The 18806-nt window shown below is 42.9% G+C and carries 15 protein-coding genes; 9 read left to right on the top strand and 6 right to left on the bottom strand.

All coding sequences use genetic code 11. The annotated features are described in order from the left end of the window. Nucleotides 1-105: 105 nt before the first annotated feature. Both GSF13_RS08325 and ndk read right to left on the bottom strand, forming a co-directional pair. Nucleotides 106-1242 (bottom strand): bifunctional tRNA (adenosine(37)-C2)-methyltransferase TrmG/ribosomal RNA large subunit methyltransferase RlmN, encoded by a 1137-nt coding sequence (locus GSF13_RS08325; RefSeq protein ID WP_102056140.1) that lies wholly within the window; start codon nucleotides 1240-1242, stop codon nucleotides 106-108. Between the two features lie 195 nt (nucleotides 1243-1437). Continuing rightward, nucleotides 1438-1869 (bottom strand): nucleoside-diphosphate kinase, encoded by a 432-nt coding sequence (gene ndk / locus GSF13_RS08320; protein ID WP_010377338.1) that lies wholly within the window; start codon nucleotides 1867-1869, stop codon nucleotides 1438-1440. Nucleotides 1870-2177: 308 nt separating this feature from the next. On the opposite strand from ndk, the gene yegQ reads away from it, so the two are divergent. From yegQ to GSF13_RS08285, 7 genes are all read left to right on the top strand, one after another. Further along, complete coding sequence (gene yegQ, locus GSF13_RS08315; protein WP_211867847.1) at nucleotides 2178-3536, top strand: tRNA 5-hydroxyuridine modification protein YegQ; 1359 nt, start codon at nucleotides 2178-2180, stop codon at nucleotides 3534-3536. 2 nt (nucleotides 3537-3538) lie between these two features. After that, on the top strand, nucleotides 3539-3784 hold the full coding sequence (locus GSF13_RS08310) for a YfhL family 4Fe-4S dicluster ferredoxin (protein ID WP_010377334.1): 246 nt from the start codon (nucleotides 3539-3541) through the stop codon (nucleotides 3782-3784). 233 nt (nucleotides 3785-4017) lie between these two features. Then, nucleotides 4018-6705 (top strand): PAS domain-containing sensor histidine kinase, encoded by a 2688-nt coding sequence (locus GSF13_RS08305; RefSeq protein WP_211867845.1) that lies wholly within the window; start codon nucleotides 4018-4020, stop codon nucleotides 6703-6705. A gap of 2 nt (nucleotides 6706-6707) precedes the next feature. Continuing rightward, a complete protein-coding gene (locus tag GSF13_RS08300) occupies nucleotides 6708-7112 on the top strand; it encodes a response regulator (protein ID WP_010605674.1) in 405 nt (134 codons plus the stop codon). Nucleotides 7113-7114: 2 nt separating this feature from the next. Then, the gene (locus GSF13_RS08295; RefSeq protein ID WP_010605675.1) at nucleotides 7115-8053 is read left to right on the top strand and encodes a GGDEF domain-containing response regulator; all 939 of its coding nucleotides are present in this window, start codon (nucleotides 7115-7117) and stop codon (nucleotides 8051-8053) included. 347 nt (nucleotides 8054-8400) lie between these two features. Next, on the top strand, nucleotides 8401-9561 hold the full coding sequence (locus GSF13_RS08290; RefSeq protein ID WP_211867843.1) for a M23 family metallopeptidase: 1161 nt from the start codon (nucleotides 8401-8403) through the stop codon (nucleotides 9559-9561). A 126-nt stretch (nucleotides 9562-9687) separates the two neighbouring features. Next, nucleotides 9688-10401 carry a response regulator transcription factor gene (locus GSF13_RS08285; RefSeq protein ID WP_102056135.1) on the top strand — a complete coding sequence of 238 codons (714 nt, stop codon included), beginning with the start codon at nucleotides 9688-9690 and terminating at the stop codon, nucleotides 10399-10401. Between the two features lie 91 nt (nucleotides 10402-10492). Here the strand turns inward: GSF13_RS08285 and pyrE are convergent, their stop codons facing one another. After that, the gene (pyrE, locus tag GSF13_RS08280; protein ID WP_010605678.1) at nucleotides 10493-11137 is read right to left on the bottom strand and encodes an orotate phosphoribosyltransferase; all 645 of its coding nucleotides are present in this window, start codon (nucleotides 11135-11137) and stop codon (nucleotides 10493-10495) included. A gap of 21 nt (nucleotides 11138-11158) precedes the next feature. Further along, nucleotides 11159-11872, bottom strand: coding sequence for a ribonuclease PH (gene rph / locus GSF13_RS08275; RefSeq protein ID WP_010377321.1), 714 nt, complete (start codon nucleotides 11870-11872; stop codon nucleotides 11159-11161). 153 nt (nucleotides 11873-12025) lie between these two features. On the opposite strand from rph, the gene GSF13_RS08270 reads away from it, so the two are divergent. Together GSF13_RS08270 and GSF13_RS08265 are read left to right on the top strand one after the other, a co-directional pair. Continuing rightward, nucleotides 12026-12886 (top strand): YicC/YloC family endoribonuclease, encoded by an 861-nt coding sequence (locus GSF13_RS08270; RefSeq protein WP_010605679.1) that lies wholly within the window; start codon nucleotides 12026-12028, stop codon nucleotides 12884-12886. Between the two features lie 63 nt (nucleotides 12887-12949). Further along, nucleotides 12950-13561, top strand: a complete 612-nt coding sequence (locus GSF13_RS08265; protein WP_010605710.1) for a hypothetical protein — start codon at nucleotides 12950-12952, stop codon at nucleotides 13559-13561. An 18-nt stretch (nucleotides 13562-13579) separates the two neighbouring features. On the opposite strand, the gene GSF13_RS08260 is transcribed toward GSF13_RS08265, so the two are convergent. After that, the gene (locus tag GSF13_RS08260; RefSeq protein WP_211867842.1) at nucleotides 13580-16714 is read right to left on the bottom strand and encodes a DEAD/DEAH box helicase; all 3135 of its coding nucleotides are present in this window, start codon (nucleotides 16712-16714) and stop codon (nucleotides 13580-13582) included. Nucleotides 16715-17671: 957 nt separating this feature from the next. Further along, nucleotides 17672-18790 (bottom strand): hypothetical protein, encoded by a 1119-nt coding sequence (locus GSF13_RS08245; protein WP_211867840.1) that lies wholly within the window; start codon nucleotides 18788-18790, stop codon nucleotides 17672-17674. Between the last annotated feature and the right edge of the window lie 16 nt (nucleotides 18791-18806).

Below are 18806 nucleotides of genomic sequence, written 5' to 3'. Positions count from 1 at the left end.
ATATTACCCAAAAGGCTAAGAGATTCATCTCTTTTTTACCAGATAGTCAGAACTTATCTGAGGTTAAGATGAAATGAGCTGAGTAAACCCAGCTCATTTTTAATATTATTGTGCGCTTACATTGACAGTAATAGCATTGTCGTCACGCTGCTTTTTCTTGGCTAAACGTTTGGTTCTATCTACGACATCACCTACTAGCTGTCCACATGCAGCGTCAATGTCATCGCCACGAGTACGACGAACGATACAGGTAAGTCCTGCAGCTTGTAACACCTTAGAAAATCTATCGATACGGCTGTTGCTAGAGCGACCATATTCATTCCCTGGGAACGGGTTAAATGGGATCAAGTTAATTTTTGACGGTGTGCCTTTGAGAACTTGCACCAACTCATGGGCATGATCTGTACTGTCATTCACGTCTTGTAGCATCACGTACTCAATGGTGACATCTTTATTTGCTTTAGAGCCATCAATATAGCGACGACATGCTGCTAGGAACTCTTCAATCGGATACTTTTTGTTGATTGGTACAAGTACATCACGTAGTGGATTGTTTGGCGCATGTAGCGAAATCGCCAGTGCCACATCAATCTTTTCTTTCAAGATATCAAGCGCAGGTACCACACCCGATGTACTTAGCGTAACGCGACGCTTGGATAAACCAAATGCCCAATCGTCCATCATCAGTTCCATCGCCGGTACAACGTTATTTAGGTTTAACAGAGGCTCACCCATACCCATCATAACGATGTTAGTAATTGGACGTTTAGTGCTATCGCCTTTATGCAGACCAATGTCGGTTGCCACGCGCCAAACCTGACCAATGATCTCAGACACTTTTAAGTTACGGTTAAAGCCCTGCTGCGCTGTTGAGCAAAAAGTACACTCTAGCGCACAGCCAACTTGAGAAGACACACACAGTGTCGCTCGGTCTTTTTCAGGGATCCACACGGTTTCAACTTCTTGGCCACCCTCGAGTAATAGAGCATATTTAATGGTACCGTCAGAAGCCTCTTGCTTTACTGAAATTTCAGGCGCCTTAATCTCACACTCAGCTTGCAAACGCGCACGCAGCTTTTTGTTCAGATTGCTCATATCATCAAAGTTGTCAATGCCAAAATGATAAATCCATTTCATCACCTGATCCGCGCGAAACGGCTTTTCGCCATATGATGCAAACAACTCGCGCATCCCCTCGCGATTTAAATCAAGTAAGTTAATTTTTTTCTCAATAGTGGTCATGAACAACCTCGGTTAAAGACGGTAAGAACAGCTAAATTGCCAATAACGCATTGTACAAAAAAGCAGCAAGCATCACAAATAATGTAACGTGTTTTGTGAAGTAGTGTGATTACTTTACAAAGCACGCTTATCCCTCAACTTAGCTACGGGACAAAAAAAGGGCTCGAAAGCCCTTCTTTGGCACCAAGTCTCGAATTAACGAGTACGTGGGCAGATCTCTTCTTCAGCGAAGAAGTAAGCGATTTCGCGAGCAGCAGACTCTGGCGCGTCAGAACCGTGTACTGCGTTCTCGTCGATGCTGTCTGCGTAGTCAGCACGTAGCGTACCAGCTAGCGCTTCAGCAGGGTTAGTAGCACCCATGATTTCGCGGTTTTTACGAACTGCATCTTCACCTTCAAGCACCTGAACCATTACTGGACCAGAAGTCATGAAAGAAACTAGTGCACCAAAGAAAGGACGCTCTTTGTGCTCTGCGTAGAAACCTTCAGCTTTCTCTTGAGAAAGGTGAACCATTTTTGATGCAACGATTTTAAGACCAGCAGACTCAAAACGGTTGTAGATAGCACCGATGTGGTTTTTAGCTACAGCATCAGGCTTGATGATTGAAAAAGTGCGCTCTAAAGCCATCTTTTTTGCTCCAAAATATTATTGTGAATATTAACGGGCGCGAATTATACGTGTTTTGGTAGAAAAAACCTACTATCTCACGCCGCTTTCTTTGCGAAGAAACGAAAATTTGGCGAATTATTTGTCGATTAAATGCGCAGAGTTGCTAGTAGAAGCCTTAACAGTAAGGTCTCTTGCCCTTCCTTGCACAATGTCAAAAAACCTGATCTACATCAAAATTACTTACTTAGCTTTCTTCTATACTGCGCCGCTTTTTAGAATCAGCACACGAAATCACTCAACAGCTGACCCGTAATCAGAGGTAAACCATGTTTGTACCAGAACTTCTCTCTCCTGCCGGCAGTTTAAAGAATATGCGTTACGCTTTTGCGTACGGTGCCGACGCTGTGTACGCCGGACAACCAAGATACAGTCTACGTGTACGCAATAACGAATTTGACCTAAACAACCTCGAAACCGGTATTAACGAAGCCCACCAGCAAAACAAAAAGCTCTATGTCGTATCAAATATTGCGCCGCACAACGGCAAAGTGAAAACTTACTTACGTGATATTGAGCCCGTTATCGCGATGAAGCCAGACGCGCTTATCATGTCCGATCCCGGGCTAATTATGCTGGTGCGCGATAAGTGGCCAGACATGCCAATTCACTTATCCGTACAAGCGAATGCTGTTAACTATGCGGCGGTGCAATTTTGGGCCAAACAAGGGGTTGAGCGCGTTATTCTTTCTCGCGAGTTGTCGCTACAAGAAATAGAAGAAATTCGTACATTGTGCCCAGACACTGAGCTTGAAGTGTTCGTTCACGGCGCCTTATGTATGGCTTATTCTGGTCGCTGTTTATTGTCGGGTTATATCAACAAGCGCGATCCAAACCAAGGTACTTGTACCAATGCCTGCCGCTGGAGCTACGATGTCAAACCTGGTCAAGAAAACGAAACCGGGGATGTTGTCCATAAAGTCGATCCAAAAGCGATTATTCCAACCTTAGGGGAAGGTCAACCAAGCGACGAAGTGTTTATGCTCGAAGAGCAAGGTCGCCCAGGTGAATACATGCCAGCATTTGAGGATGAGCATGGTACTTACATCATGAATTCCAAAGATTTACGTGCAGTCCAGTATGTTGATCAACTGACTCGCATGGGCGTGCACAGCCTTAAGATCGAAGGCCGAACCAAGTCATTCTATTACGTTGCCCGCACCGCACAAGTCTATCGTAAAGCCATTGATGATGCTGTTGCAGGTAAACCATTTGACCCAAGCTTAATGAAAACCCTAGAAAATCTAGCCCACCGAGGATATACCGAAGGTTTCTTGAAACGTCATGTACATCAAGACTATCAAAATTACGACTACGGTCATTCGGTGTCTGACCAACAGCAGTTTGTTGGTGAAGTGCTAGGTCGCACTAATAATGGCCTCGTTGAGATTGAGGTTAAAAACAAGTTCTGTACTGGTCACAGCTTAGAATTGATGACGCCTAAGGGCAATATTCACTTTAATCTTGAACACATGGAAAATAAAAAAGGCGAAGCGATAGATGACGCCAAGGGCTCTGGTCATATCGTCAAAATTCCACTGCCAGAAGACATAGACTTAAGTCACGCCATTTTAATGCGCAATTTGGGCCAAAGTGAGGACACTCGTAATCCTTTTAAAAAGGCATAACGATGGCACTACTTATTAATGATAAATGTATCAACTGTGATATGTGCGACCCTGAGTGTCCTAATCAGGCCATTTACATGGGCGATAAAATTTATCAAATTGACCCTGACAAATGCACTGAATGCGTCGGCCATTACGACACACCAACCTGTGTAAGTGTCTGCCCCATTGATTGCATTAAACCAGATCCAAACCACAAAGAAAGCCTTGATCAGTTAGCCGAAAAGTACCTTCGACTCACTGAATAACAAGGTGAAGCCACGCGCTTCACCTTGTTAATCTCTCAACTCCCCCTCTTCCCTACCTCACGATAAAGATTTCTTACACCTCTTGTCGAAATTTCAAATAGATATACTACAGTTAAAGCAGAGCATTAGGACTTTTAAAGCGTATTTTACTATCGCAGCTTGAGTGCGCTTTTAGCGTCTTAACGGCGGATGTTTTTATATGAATCGGCTTTACGTTGAGGTAAGGAAATAACATGGATTTGAACTCGTTTGAGTCATTTTTTAATAGCGCGTACATGCCGCATGGTCATTGCTATTTGTGGCAACCTCACCTGCTATGGACCAATGTCATCTCCGATATCTTGATAGCCGCCGCCTACTTTTCTATTCCTATGGCGATTATGATTTATGCAAAACAACGCCCTGACGTTGGCAGAAATTGGGTCTTTGTGTTGTTCTGTAGCTTCATCACCTTATGTGGACTCACGCACTTAATTGGCGTTTATACCGTTTGGCATGGCGCTTATGGTATTCATGGCATTTCAAAAGCAGTCACAGCGTTTATCTCAATGGTAACGGCGGTTTATCTTTTTAGACTTATCCCAAGCGCCGTCGCAATCCCAACTCCCAATCAATTCCATGGCGTGACCGCAAGGCTCAAACGTATTACCGATGAAAAGCAAGCGCTTCATTCGCAACTCGACCAACACAGAGTTACCGAGTTTATGCTCGATGCCTTACCCACTAGTACCTTGCTACTTGACCAGCTACTCACCGTGAGTAAGTGCAATCCTTATTTTTATCGCGAGCTTGGGTACGACACGCCAGATGCATTAATTGGGCTGAGACTACACGATATCGTCAGTTTGGATGATCCGTTCTACAGCTTAGAATCCATTAGCCAATCTCTACTCAACCAAAACGATTACAGTAAAGAAGCACTGTGCCATGTGAAAGACAAATTTGGCAATCTAATCCCGATGGAGATGCGCTTAGTACAAGAACCCCATGACGGTGCCAATCTCATTTTAGCGGTGTTTAATAACCTATCGTCACTTAAACGCACAGAGCAAGCACTTGCGGAATCCACCGAACAAATGAAGCGTGCAATCGGGGCAACCGAAGATGGCATTTGGGAGTGGAACGTTGTCGACAACAGCGTCAGCTATTCATCTCGTTTAAAAACCATGATAGGTAAGCGCGACGACGAAAAAGTCACCTATGACGATTGGTTTGCACATATCCACCCAGACCATCAGGGCAAAGTGCAAGATGCCATAGATCATCACTTTGCCACCAAAGATCAATATTTTGTCGAGTACTTAGGGCGAGACAACAAAGGAGAATACGCTTGGTTTTCCGCCGTAGGCAACAGCCAATTTGACGACCACGGTAAAGCATTGGTGATGTCTGGAGCACTTAGAAATATCCATCAGAAAAAATCCCTTGAGCTGCAAGTTGCGGAAAAAAACAAAATTCTCAATGCCATCTACGAAGGTGCAAGTCAGGCTATTTGGCTATTAAAGGTAGAAAAAAACCAAACATTTCGAGTGCTCGAGTACAATAAGTTTGCTTGTCAACGCACTGGCGTCAAACTTGATGAAATATTGGGTAAAACCCTCAGCGAACTAAGGGGGACAGTGTTAGAAGCGGAGCTAGTAGATAGAATCGAAAAAAACTACCAACTTTGTGTTGAGGTCGCAAAACCCGTAGATTACACCGAAATGATACCGTTTAAAAACAAAGAGTATTGGTATCAGACGACTCTTTATCCACTTAAAGACAGTAAAAACCAAGTTGAGCGGATCGTTGGTATCGCCGTCGATATTACTGCGCGAAAATTCGCAGAAAAAGAGCTAGAAGACAACCAACGCTTTTTACAGCGAATGATTGACTCAGCGGTGTGTGGCCTTTATCTCTACGACTTAAAACTCCAAAAAAACACGCGCATAAACAAGCGTTATACCCAACTCCTTGGTTATACAATTCAAGAGTTAGAAAGTTCAAATTTAGAACTATGTTTTCATGAAAGTGAACGCGCACTCATTTACGAGCATATTGATGAAGTGAGAGCCAGCCAAGACGGTGAACTTATCCCGATAAAATATCGCTTTAGACACAAAGAAGGGCATTGGGTTTGGTGTTATTCTGTCGATACCGTGATCACTCGAGATCACAATGGCGAGCCAGAGTTGATGCTGGGTACTTTTGTCGATATGACCGAGCACACCGAATTGCTATTACAGCTGCAAGAATCCAACGCCCACCTTGAGCACTTTGCCTACATTGCGTCTCATGATTTGCAAGAGCCACTCAGAAAGATCACCGCTTTTTCGGACAGTTTGGCGCAAAGAATTACGCCAGATTTAAAAAACTACGATGATGCAAAGTTTGAAATAGAGCGCTTAGTTGATGCCAGTCAACGAATGCGGATCATGATCCAAGACCTACTCAAGTTATCACGCTTACATTCCCATGAGTTGAAGCTACAAACAACTAATCTAACTTTATTGCTAGAAGATATCTGTGAAGTGATGAGCTTTAGTATCGAGGAAAGCGGCGCAGAAATTAAACTCGAGAATGGTGATTTACCTATCAAACTTGATCCCTCGCTTTTTCTTCAAGTGTTGCAAAACTTAATCAGTAACAGCATTAAGTTTAAGTCACAAGAGCTTGCGCCCGTGATCCAAATTTACACCAGCCAAACCGGCCATGAAACGGTGATCCATTACAAAGACAATGGACTTGGGATCCCAAAATCTCGACGCCAGCAAATCTTTGAACCGTTCAGGCGTTTTGGCACCACACAAGAGTATGGCAGTGGTATTGGCCTTGCGCTGTGCCGACAAATCGTAAAACTACATGGCGGCACAATAAAATGCCTGCAAAGTGATGATGGCGCTTTATTTGAAATCATACTGCCAAAAGAAGTTAAGGAGTAATAATGGAACTGTTATTAGTTGAAGATGATCCAGATGATGTTTACTTTTTTAAAAGAGCATACAGCAGTATTACCAATGCGCCAGAGCTTAAAATTTTTTCTGACGGTCATGAGCTGCTACATTACCTCGATTCTATCGCAACTTACGACCAAGTTATTTTGCTGGATTTAAACATGCCAAAAATGAGTGGCTTTGAAGTCATGGAAGCTTTAAAAAATGAACAAGTTGCCGATAAATTAATAACGGTATGCTATACCACCTCCACTCACCACAGTGACATTCGTAAAGCATATCAATTGGGTGCTAAGTCATATATTACCAAGCCTGGACGCTTAAGTGATTTAGAGTCGTTGATCAAATTAATCAAGCAGTATTGGTTTGACAATAACTGTGTCGTGCAAGGGTAACTATGAATACATGGCTGATTTATCTTCTTGAAGACAACGATGAAGATGCTTACTTAGTAAAGCGCACACTTGCAAGTACTGACGGTAGACAAAAGTTTAACGTTAAACATTTTAAAAATTTAGAACAACTTGAAACCGCCTTAAATACAGTCAAGCCTGAAGCCATCCTAATCGATTTGAATATCGATGAGAGTCAAGGTCTTACCACGCTGATTAAAGTAAAGCAGTTACCCGTCAGCGCCCCTATAATCGTGTTAACTGGGGTATCTGAAACGCTGTTTGGCGAAAAAGCAATTCAACTTGGTGCGCAAGATTATATCCCAAAACATGAAGTGAGCGGCCCACTACTGGCACGTACAATTACCTTCTCAAAAGAACGCTACGAAATGCAGCGGAATCTAGAGAACTTGGTGGTTATGGATAGACTCACTATGTTACATAACCGCGGCGCATTTGATAGCGAACTAGAAAGAGCGATTAGTGAATCAGAGCGATATGGTCATGGATTTGGTGTGTTGTTTATTGATCTCGACAACTTTAAACCAGTCAATGATCAACTTGGTCATCAAGCAGGCGACCAATTGCTAAAAATACTGTCGGCAAAACTTAAAATGTATAAACGTGCTTCGGACTTTGTAGCACGCTACGGTGGTGATGAATTCGTGGTTATCGCCCCTCACCTGACCGAAAAAAACCAGTTACGAAAACTGGCTCAGCATAAGTATGACTTGCTCAGTGATAATTACTGTCTCCAAGATGAAAGCGCCAACATCCGCGAAGTAAAGCTAGACTTGAGTATCGGTGCTGTGATTTATCCCACTGACGCAACATCGGCTGAAGAGTTAGTTGCTAAAGCCGACAAAGCCATGTATCACGCAAAAACTAATAAACTACCTTACGCGTTATACTCGGATGCAGGGCTCACGACAAAACAGGAATAGAGAGAGCTATTCAACTCTATTGTGCAAGTATTGCCTATCAGACTTTCGCCTAACATGGTTGCGCCTTTCGACGAGAGGCAAAACATTACTTCGCTGTTTTCGGCGCTCTCCCCCTTGCCTTTCCTCTAGCAACTCTTCAAGCTGAGACAGAGTAATTTGCCTTCTCATAGCAACCTCCACATCACATTAATTTATTTTCTATAGTCGCTTTTACCCTAAAACCCAATCTATCGGATCAGGAACATATGATCCATATCAAAGAAACCATACTGTAAACTTTTATTTTACAAAATAATCACATTTAGGTATAACTTAATTGAACAAAAAACAAACAGAAAGGATACAACATGAAACGCCACTATCTATCAGCGTGTTTAATCGCGCTCCTCTCACATCAGGCAACAGCTGCTGGTCAGCATGACTCAGTAGCTATACCTGAATTTACTGCGGAACACATCAGTGCCTTACCTATTTCTAGTGTAATGGCAGTAAACCCTGAACTGTTTCTTTTCAGCAATGCTTTACAACAAGTAGATTGGCAGCAAGTGCTTGACAGCACGGCACCACATTTAAGTGACAAGCTCGAAGTGCTCTTACACTATGCTGGATATGCCAGTATTAACCCTAAATTGTTGCTGGCACTAATGGAACTTGAATCAGGTGTGATAAACAACCCAGATAAACAATCCCTCTCTGCACCGTTTGGTAAACTCTCTCATGAACAGGGGTTTGATGCGCAAGTAAAAGATGTAGCGCTTAATCTGAGTGCGAGGTACTACGCATTTCAAAAACTTCGCGATGAAGGCAAAGCCAAAAAGTTACCTGCGGTAAACGAAGCAACCGTTGCACTTGCAGATCTAACCCATACATCTGCAAACAAGCTATTAGACACCTATCAAACATTATTTAACGGCGAGTCATTAGCACTAAAAGCGGACAGCAACATCGCTTTTAGTGAGCGGGCTTCAACACAGGCAGTATCGGCTGCTAGCTTTAGCATGAGCTTTCCATGGCCGTCGGGTTACGCTTGGTATAGCGGTGGTGCACACTCAAATACAGGCTCTGGTTACCCTTACTCTTCGCTTGATTTTAATAACGGTTCAGGTGGCTGGGGAAGTAATACACCTTGGGTTCAAGCAGCGCACGGCGGCACAGTGACTCGCTACTCAGCTTGTAATATTCGCGTGACTCACTCAAGCGGTTATTCAACTCAGTATTACCATATGGAAAGTTTGCAATATAACACTGGTGATGTCATTTCTGCAGGCGCTTGGCTTGGCCGTTATGCGGACGATAAAGCAACAGCATTGTGCCAAGGCGGTCAATCAACCGGTCCTCACGTTCACTTTTCGCTACTGTACAACGGTGGGCATATTTCGCTGCATAATTGGTACATCAGTGGCTATCGTATAGATGTGGGTAACTCCAACTATGACGATAACTGTAATCGCTTCTTTTTTGAGAAGAATGGGTATCGTACTTGTGCATGGCGTGCGTTATATAAGTAACGTGAACTTGCACAACCATGGTATTAGGCTCAACTTTTTAGTTTGAGCCTAATAAAAAACTTAAAATTTTTGTAAAACAAATGTATATTAAATTTAATCAGGAATAAAAAAGGATTTAATACTTCTATGTTTGCAAAGGAATATTCCAATAACTCGCTAGCATGGCAAGATCGAGCGTTTTTTATTCTGACTCATGCTCGAGCTAATACCAGTTCCACAAATTATACCGTGCTTATCAAAGTGCTTGAGACACTGGGACATACAGTAAAAGTCGACACTCGACTACCAGAGTCTGCGCAACGCGAACAAATCGCGTTATTTTTGGTAGATACAGAACACCGAGATTGTAATGAACTTATCAGTGCTGAAGTAAAGCTATTGGCGGCTAAGCACAAGGTACTGCTATTTAATGCCAATGAAGACAACGTTAATGAAAAAACGGCGCTACTTGGCAATGTGAAAGGCATACTCTATCGCAACGCTCCGCCAGAGACGTTATTTCAAGGGTTAAGCAGTGTGCTCAAAGGCGAGCTTTGGTTTTGTCGTAGTGCTATTTCAGAGGCGTTTAGCGAACTAATTGCCGCCATGCCACAAGCATTGCCTAACAGCGACATCATCTTAAGTAATGAAGAATTAAATATGCTTACCGGCAGAGAAAAATCTGTGATCAAGCTTATTGCTGCTGGTGCTAAAAACGAAGATATCGCTGATAGACTAAACATCAGTAGTCACACAGTTAAAACGCATATCTATAGCGCATTTAAAAAAACCAATTCACGCAACCGAGTTGAACTTGCTAATTGGGCACTACGCCATATACCGATAGTGAGTTTGAATTAAGAGCTGTGTAAAGACACACAATAAAACCGAGATAAAAAAGAAGTGAATGAATGGCTAGCATAGTACTAGCCATCTGCAGAAAATCGTAGGCTTACGCTACACCATAGCTATCACGGTATGCTTTAACTGCATCTAAGTGCGCATCCATACCACCTTGTTGCTCAAGGTAAGTAATCAAATCAGCCAATTTCACGATAGACACCACTTGAGTATTAAAGTCACGCTCAACTTCCTGAATAGCAGAAAGCTCAGCTTTGCCTTTTTCTTGGCGATCTAATGCGATTAATACACCGGCAAGATCTGCACTATTAGCGGCAATGATCTCCATCGACTCACGAATAGCAGTACCCGCTGTGATCACATCATCAACAAGCATAATACGACCTTCAAGCGCCGAACCAACTAAGTTACCGCCTTCACCATGCTCTTTCTTTTCTTTACGATTAAAGCAATAAGGCACATCTTTGTTGTGATGATCGGCAAGTGCAACGGCTGTCGTTGTCGCAATAGGAATACCCTTGTACGCTGGGCCAAACAACACATCAAACTCAATGCCAGCATCTTCCAATGCCGAAGCATAGAAACGACCTAAACGCGCCAGATCACGACCTGTGTTAAACAAGCCTGCATTGAAAAAATAAGGGCTAGTACGACCAGACTTTAACGTAAACTCACCAAACTTAAGCACCTGCTTTTCTAAGGCAAATTCAATAAACTCTTTTTGATACGGTTTCATGTTTTTCCTACTGAGTGTTGATTACGCTAACGCTTGCTTTTGTAGATCAATGATTTCACGAATTGAATGTTTCGCAAGACCAAGTAACTCATCTAGCTCGTCGAACGAGAACGGTTCGCCTTCAGCTGTACCTTGTACTTCAATCAGTTTGCCAGTTTCAGTCATGATCACGTTCATGTCTGTCTCTGCTTCTGAATCTTCAAGATACTCAAGATCGGTAATTGGCTGACCTTTATAAACCCCAACCGAGATTGCCGCGATCATAAACTTTAACGGGTTTACATTGATCATGCCTTTGGCACGCATGTGTGTTAATGCATCGACCAATGCCACACAAGCACCGCTAATTGACGCCGTGCGTGTACCACCGTCCGCTTGAATAACATCACAGTCGATAGTAATGGTATTCTCACCTAACGCTTTTAAATCAACTGCGGCACGGAGAGCGCGCGCGATTAAGCGTTGAATTTCCATGGTACGGCCGCCTTGTTTGCCACGTGCCGCTTCACGGTTGTTACGCGTATGTGTAGAGCGCGGAAGCATACCGTATTCTGCGGTGATCCAGCCCTTGCCTTGACCTTTCATAAAGCGTGGCACACCCGCTTCTACAGAAGCCGTACATAACACTTTAGTGTTACCAAACTCTACCATTACTGAGCCTTCAGCGTGCATTGTATAGTTACGAGTAAATGTAACCGGCCTGATCTGATTTGCAGTTCTTTCGCTTGGACGCATCCACGTTCCCCCATCATCAAAATTTGCCGTACATTATAAAGGGATCATAGAGACTATGCCACGCGATCCGACTAAAAATAAAATTCACTTTAGGGCTGTGCGGAAATTCGGCTATAATGCCTCGGTTAAACCAAGCTAATTTAGGGACTTTATATGATCCATAGTATGACCGCCTACGCCCGCAAAGAAGTGAAAGGTGACTGGGGCACTGGGGTTTGGGAAATTCGTTCAGTGAATCAACGCTACCTCGAAACCTTTATCCGCGCACCAGAACAATTTAGAGGCTTAGAGCCAGTAATACGTGAACGCCTGCGTAAACACTTACAACGCGGCAAAGTTGAAGTATTCCTAAAGTTCACCGCAAATCCTGCGCACGTTGGCCAACTAACCGTCAACGAATCGCTTGCAAAGCAACTTGTTGAAAGCGCCAAGTGGCTACAATCACAAAGCGGCGGTGATATCAATCCTGTAGATATTCTACGCTGGCCTGGCGTAATGGAAGCCGAAGAAGTCGATTTAGACACCGTAAACAGCGAACTGTTAGGTGGCTTTGATGAGCTAATAGAAGACTTTAAAGCTGCACGAGCAAGTGAAGGCGAAAACCTAGAAACCATGCTCACCACTCGTCTTGAAGGTATTCTAGAGCAAGTTGCCATCGTTGAAGGCTACATGCCTGAAGTCACTAAGTGGCAACGTGAAAAACTTTCACAAAAATTAGAAGAACTAAAAACCGACATCGACGAAGGTCGCCTAGAGCAAGAACTGATTTACCTTGCACAAAAGCAAGATGTTGCAGAAGAGCTCGACCGCCTCAAGTCACACGTCAAAGAAACCCACAAAATCCTCAAAAAAGGAGGCGCTTGTGGCCGTCGTTTAGACTTTATGATGCAAGAATTCAACCGCGAATCTAACACCCTAGCCTCAAAGTCAATCAACAGCGAGATCACCAACGCCGCCGTTGAACTTAAAGTTCTAATTGAGCAAATGCGCGAGCAGATCCAGAATATTGAATAACACGCCGATATTCTATCAGCTTTGAAAAACCGCCTCTCGGCGGTTTTTTATTGGGTTCGTTTTATGGAGTATATTAACCTTCATAGTTTCGCTAAACTTCAACTGTTATTAGAACAAAAAGGCAACCGCATGATTAACCTGTTCTGTACACAAAAACTCATTGCAAAGCTCCCTGTCAATGAAAGAGTTATACCCGCTTGTTCCGATGCAAAACTGACTGATTTAAGCACGCCAGACACTCACCCTTTGTCAGATTGGCATGCTAATTTGCTCACAATACAACGCAGAAACTGTATGCTCCTGATGCATAATCAAACCCGCTTTCCGGTATTTATTATTGGCCTCACCAAACCAGATTTTGCAAAGTTAGATTTTCTATTTGCTGATAGCTTTATGAATACCTTGCTAAAAGTGGGTGCAAGTAACCAGCAATTACAAAAAGCAGCTTCATTACTCGGCCCGCTAACAATCGCCAAAGCCAATAACCGTAGTGTGCAAGGGACGATGAATCAAATGAAAGGCGATATAGAACATCAACTTTGGTTCGACCAAATTAACATCATGGATTGTTCGCCTTATAGAACTGCCGCCTGGTTAGCTGAACGCCCTTGTATGGTTAAAGGACAAAAAGACTGTATTTGGCCCATTAAGGAAATGCTCGCTTTATTAAGCTAACGCTCCAATATCAACCTGCTAAGCCATTGCTAACTTAGCCGCGTGTTTCCACATGAATGCCGGCATGCTATTTCGCAACTGCCAAGTGATACTCATGGGTTGGCTACCAGTATGTGATACATAGTCAACTTCACCGAAATTAACAAACCCCATCGTTTTACCAAATTCATCTTTAGATTGCTCACGAACGAAGAGGAACAAACGTTTGCCTCTTTCTTTGTGAGTTACATACTCTAACCCTTTACCCCTCTCGGGCCTTGCTGAGTTTTGGCTTTGCCAATGGAAGAGGTCTTCATTTATCGCATAATCGTGATACATGGTAGTTGGTGAAAACTGTTTTTCATTTTTATTCAAAGTGACAAACAACAATTCGATATCTTGCTCTTTAATATTAAACACACCTTCTCGAGAATTTGGCTGCTTCTCAAATGTGGTAGCACCAAAGCCAACCAATATTTGCTCTCTGGCATAGCGAGCATGAAGCTTTATCGGGTGATTGCCCATCATGGGCATAGTTTCTTGTTTATGGTGAATTCGATTGATTAATAGACTGGCTAAACGACCCAATTCATCTCGAATGGGTGGCAGGTTCAATTTACTTAAACTTTCTGCGACTGAATTGAAACCAAGTACAGAGCCTGGCTTTTGCCAAAAGTCATAATGCAGCATCAAGGAATATTTTTCAGCCTCAGAGTTACTTACTTTAAATTCGTTACTCGCGATTGACGCAATAAAGTTTAAATACTGATAGTCGTCACAGACCAATAATCTCGTTCTCACCATTCTGGCAAAGTTACGTGTTATTTCTTCATCTAAAGCAGTGGTTATACCTGCTTCGAAGCACAACTCACTCCAGCTAAATTTTTTATAAATATCTTCGAGTTTGACTTGCGGATTCACCTTAATAAAATTCGCTAAATTTAACTCTAATGTTGAATGTTGAGGAAAGTTACGAATAAGACCTATGAGCCTTTGCCTGTTTAATGTCGCCTGCTTAATGTTACGAAGCACCATCTCTTGCGTTTGTTTCGATAGCTCAATTCGACACCCTAAAGGCGCATGAGGAAAGCCATTTTTAATTTCATCACTTATTGCCCCATCAGTTTTACCAACCAAAGCTCTAAACTTATGAGCAAAGTCATATTCAGCATTGGCATTACCGACAAAGTCTAAAATCGTGCACACTTCTTTGCCATCGGCTAAGCGCAAGCCTCGCCCCAATTGCTGCAAGAATATCGTTAAGCTTTCTGTAGGTCGTAAAAATAGTAAAGTGTCGACTTCAGGAATATCGACCCCTTCGTTAAAAATATCCACCACAAATAAAACGTTAATATTGCCAGAACGAAGTGCTTGTTGCTTTTGAGTTCTATCTTGGCTGTTATCACTGGTCAAATAATCGCAAGATATACCTTTAAGCAGGAACTGCTTACACATAAATTCTGCATGCTCCTTGCTGACACAGAATGCCAATGCCTTCATACAAGACATAGACGTTATAAGCTCGTTTAATGTTTGATAAATCTTCTCAACTCGTTGCTGGTTATGCGTATACAAATTGGTTAATGCAGCTATGTCGTACCGCCCTCGACTCCAACTGACACTTCTGAGATCGGTATCATCATCAACGCCAAAATATTGGAACGGACATAAATGGCGACGGTTAATCGCCTCTGGTAAGCGGATTTCAGCTGCAATCACGCCACAAAAGTCATCAAGAATATTTGCACCGTCATGACGCTCCGGCGTTGCTGTTAATCCTAGCAAAATACTCGGCGTAAACTTATTTAAAATACTGCGATAAGAGCTGGCAGCAACGTGATGCACTTCATCAATGACAATATAATCAAAGTAGTCACTAGAAAGGGATAAGTTGTTAAGTTGGTTATTTAACATTTGCACCGATGCAAACAATTGTTCATAGCGCTCAGGCGTGTAGTTACTCACCCAAAGCTCGCCAAAGGTCGAGTTTTTTAAAACACCTCGATAAGCCTGACGCGCCTGTTTAAGAATTTCTTCTCGATGGGCAATAAATAAAAAATTAGCATCGGGTTTGTGTTTGAGAAACTTTGCAAAATCAAAGGCCGAAATTAACGTTTTACCCGTACCGGTTGCCGCCACAACTAGGTTTTTAAAGCGCTTGTGTAAAGCTCGCTCAACCTCTAATTGCTCTAAGATTTCTTGCTGATGTGTAAATGGCTTAATTTCAAAATAATGGTTTGGTTCTTGAACGCCGCCCATTTTGGCATTTTTGAGCGCTATACTGAGCTTTTCTCGTGCCTTAACTTGACCATCAAAAACTTCAAATTCCCTCGAATTCCAGTAGCTTTCAAATGTATTAATTGAACGCTCAATAATGTGCGGAATTTCTTGTGACGTGATCTTTAAATTCCACTCAAGGCCACTGGTTAAAGCGGAGTGCGATAAATTAGACGAACCAATGTAACCCGTATTAAAACCAGTATCTCGAAGAAACAAATAGCTCTTTGCATGCAGTCGCTCACGCTGAGTATTATAGCTGAGTTTAACCTCTGTATTGGGCAGTGAAGCCAAAAATTCAACCGCTTTGGCATCGGTTGCGCCCATGTAAGAAGTGGTGATGACTTTGAGCTGCTTACCGCTGCGGGTAAATTCTTCTAGCTCATTTTTGAAAATCCTGATCCCCGCCCATTTTATAAATGAGACCAGCCAATAAATTTTGTCTGACGATCTTATTTCGCGCTTCAACTCACTCTCGAGAGATAAACCTGCATTGCTGCCACAAAATAATTCGCTTTGTGTTAAGCCCGTTAGCGGAAATATATCTTCAACATACTTCTTTAAATCGGCGGCAACAGGATTTTCAATTTCGTATAAAGCCGTAAGTATTTTTCCTTGTCCTGCTAGTAAGTTTTCATCGAAGAATTCATCTTCTCGGACCCTATCTTTAAGCCATAATATCAATTGATTTGATAACTCAATTTGACGCTGTAATTGGTCGTCTCCGGCAGGCAAGCAATTAACCGCATACTCAATGATCCTGCTTAGAAACCGAGATAGCCATATTGCAGCTTCGGCTTGTTCAAGCACACGCTCCCCAATGTAGAATTGCTCTTTATTGAGGCGACCCGTGATCAAGTTAGTGATCATTTGCTCATAAATGCCAGTTTGATTCATAAGTACTGCTATTCCTTTAATTATGAAAGATAAATTTACACGCTCTCGCATTTAGTTAAAAGCGTGGTGTGGTTTTTTAAGTGCTTTTTAGCCATTAACACCTCTACCACCTGCACGTTTAAAGCCAACCCAATTAAGCGCTCGTAGTCATGCATTAAGCTAAGAGCTAGCTCTCCAACCTGGCTCTTAATATTTATAAACAAGCATAAAATTACTTCTAAGGGTGATAGCGTTACCACGGCTAAAATTACAGCTACGCCGCACGCCAATACGAATGTATCGCGGAAATTCTCTGCAGGTATCTCGCAAATAAGTAAAGAACATAAATGGACTGCGGCCAAAGCCAGTTTTGGCCTTTACCTCAGGCAAGCGCAAAATCCGCTGCTGACGCGCTGGATATACTGAGTTTGTGGGCGATTATGTGGTTGAGTTCATCGTTTCTATTTTTTCAAAATAAGCCTCACTGATCTGTTAAGTTCAGTTAGGAGTTTGCCCCACTAGTATTAAATAGTTAAACGGAGGCAGTAGGCAGATAAATGCTCAGATCGTGCAGCTTTCTGAGGGTACAGGTAGCTACTTGCCCCAGTTTGTAGATAGTGCCCCAAATAATAAATGCTCTGTGGGTAGGGTTAGAGTGTGGCTAAGTGACGTGAATTAAGGTCTTGCCCAAACTGCCCCTAAAGCCCAAGAGGTAAGTGCCAACAACCTTATCAAAAAAGAGAAAGCCTTTCTCAACTAGAACGAACACCACCACACTTTTATGCGCGATAAAGAGTGCAATGCAAGTTGAGTACTCCTCTATGCGTTTTACCGAACGGTGGAATGCTGAGGTTAGAGGTCTACACAAAGTGACTTTATGGGTAACAATCTGTAGACCTTTTGATGGGCGTACAACCTTCAATCAACCCTAAATCAGTTTTTTACTCACGTCATTTGGCCGACCTATAGCCTCATCGTTTAAAGCAAATCACTCAAACGATTTAACAATGCTTTACGGCTATTATTCGCCACAACAAAGCGCTTAAAGCGTTGTTCAAACGCCGCTTCATCTGCTTTGAACTGATAGGCCTCACACAGCTGATGCAAATAGCGTGATGCCGCATCGTAACCACTGGCGCAAGTTCGATCCGCTTGCTCTTTTGCTTGCTGCCAGTAGTGCTCACGCCGATTGTAAACATCCGTCAACGCTTTTTCTTTTTCTGCTTTTTCGATGGCTAATTTTTTTGCGAGAGCTGCGGCTTGCTCTTGCTGTAATTGACTTTGCGCTTGCTCGATGAAAGGGGAAATTACCTCGGGAGTTAACCAGTATTGATAGATCTCGTCTATGTTGGCAGGTTCTTTTCGCGTCAGCGCTAAAGCTTGGTGACGGGTAAGTTGGCCCTGCTCAAACAACATGCGTAATAACGTGTCTTTCTCTGCTTCTGAGAGACTATGGAGCCATGTATCAAAATGAAACTGGGTTTGTTTGGCTTGGTGACTGGGTTGTGCGTTCAGCACCATGGCGAGTGTCTTAACCAATGCTAAAGGAATATCATACAGCGCTGCAAACGCCTGCTCCTCTTCACTGAGGCGCTCAAAATCGAATTGAATTAACGGCACTCGCTCGACGTCATCATTAAAATCAAACGCTTTGAGCCACATAAAGTACACAAGGCGCCAATCCCCTTGCATTAACCCGCTGCGTAAAGCGGCTAAATGCTGGAAAAAGTCGTCAGCATGCTCATCGTCAAAATACTCGTCATACTCCTCAAGGGAAAAGATCAGCAACTGCCACTCATCGTTTTCGTGAACATGAAGCCCATCACTTGAAAAGCCAAGTAAAGCTTCAGGGAGCGTTCCTGCTGGTAGCTTGATGTAGGTATCGATTGAGCCCCAATCGGCATAGTAAAAACCGATATCAAAGTATTTTAACATCAGCTCAAAAGGCTCTGCCTTTAGATCACTGTAGGTGTAATACACCTGAAAGGACGTAGCGCTGATCTCGGCACGGCTTGAAATGGCTCTGAGTGCTTTACGTGCTTTAGCATCTAAATACCCATCCAGACGCTCAAATTTATAGTATTGATATTCGCTCACGATGACCTTGCTATGT

Source organism: Pseudoalteromonas sp. M8 (assembly GCF_018141365.1).
Classification (GTDB): domain Bacteria; phylum Pseudomonadota; class Gammaproteobacteria; order Enterobacterales; family Alteromonadaceae; genus Pseudoalteromonas.
This window is presented reverse-complemented; position numbering and strand designations above follow the sequence as displayed.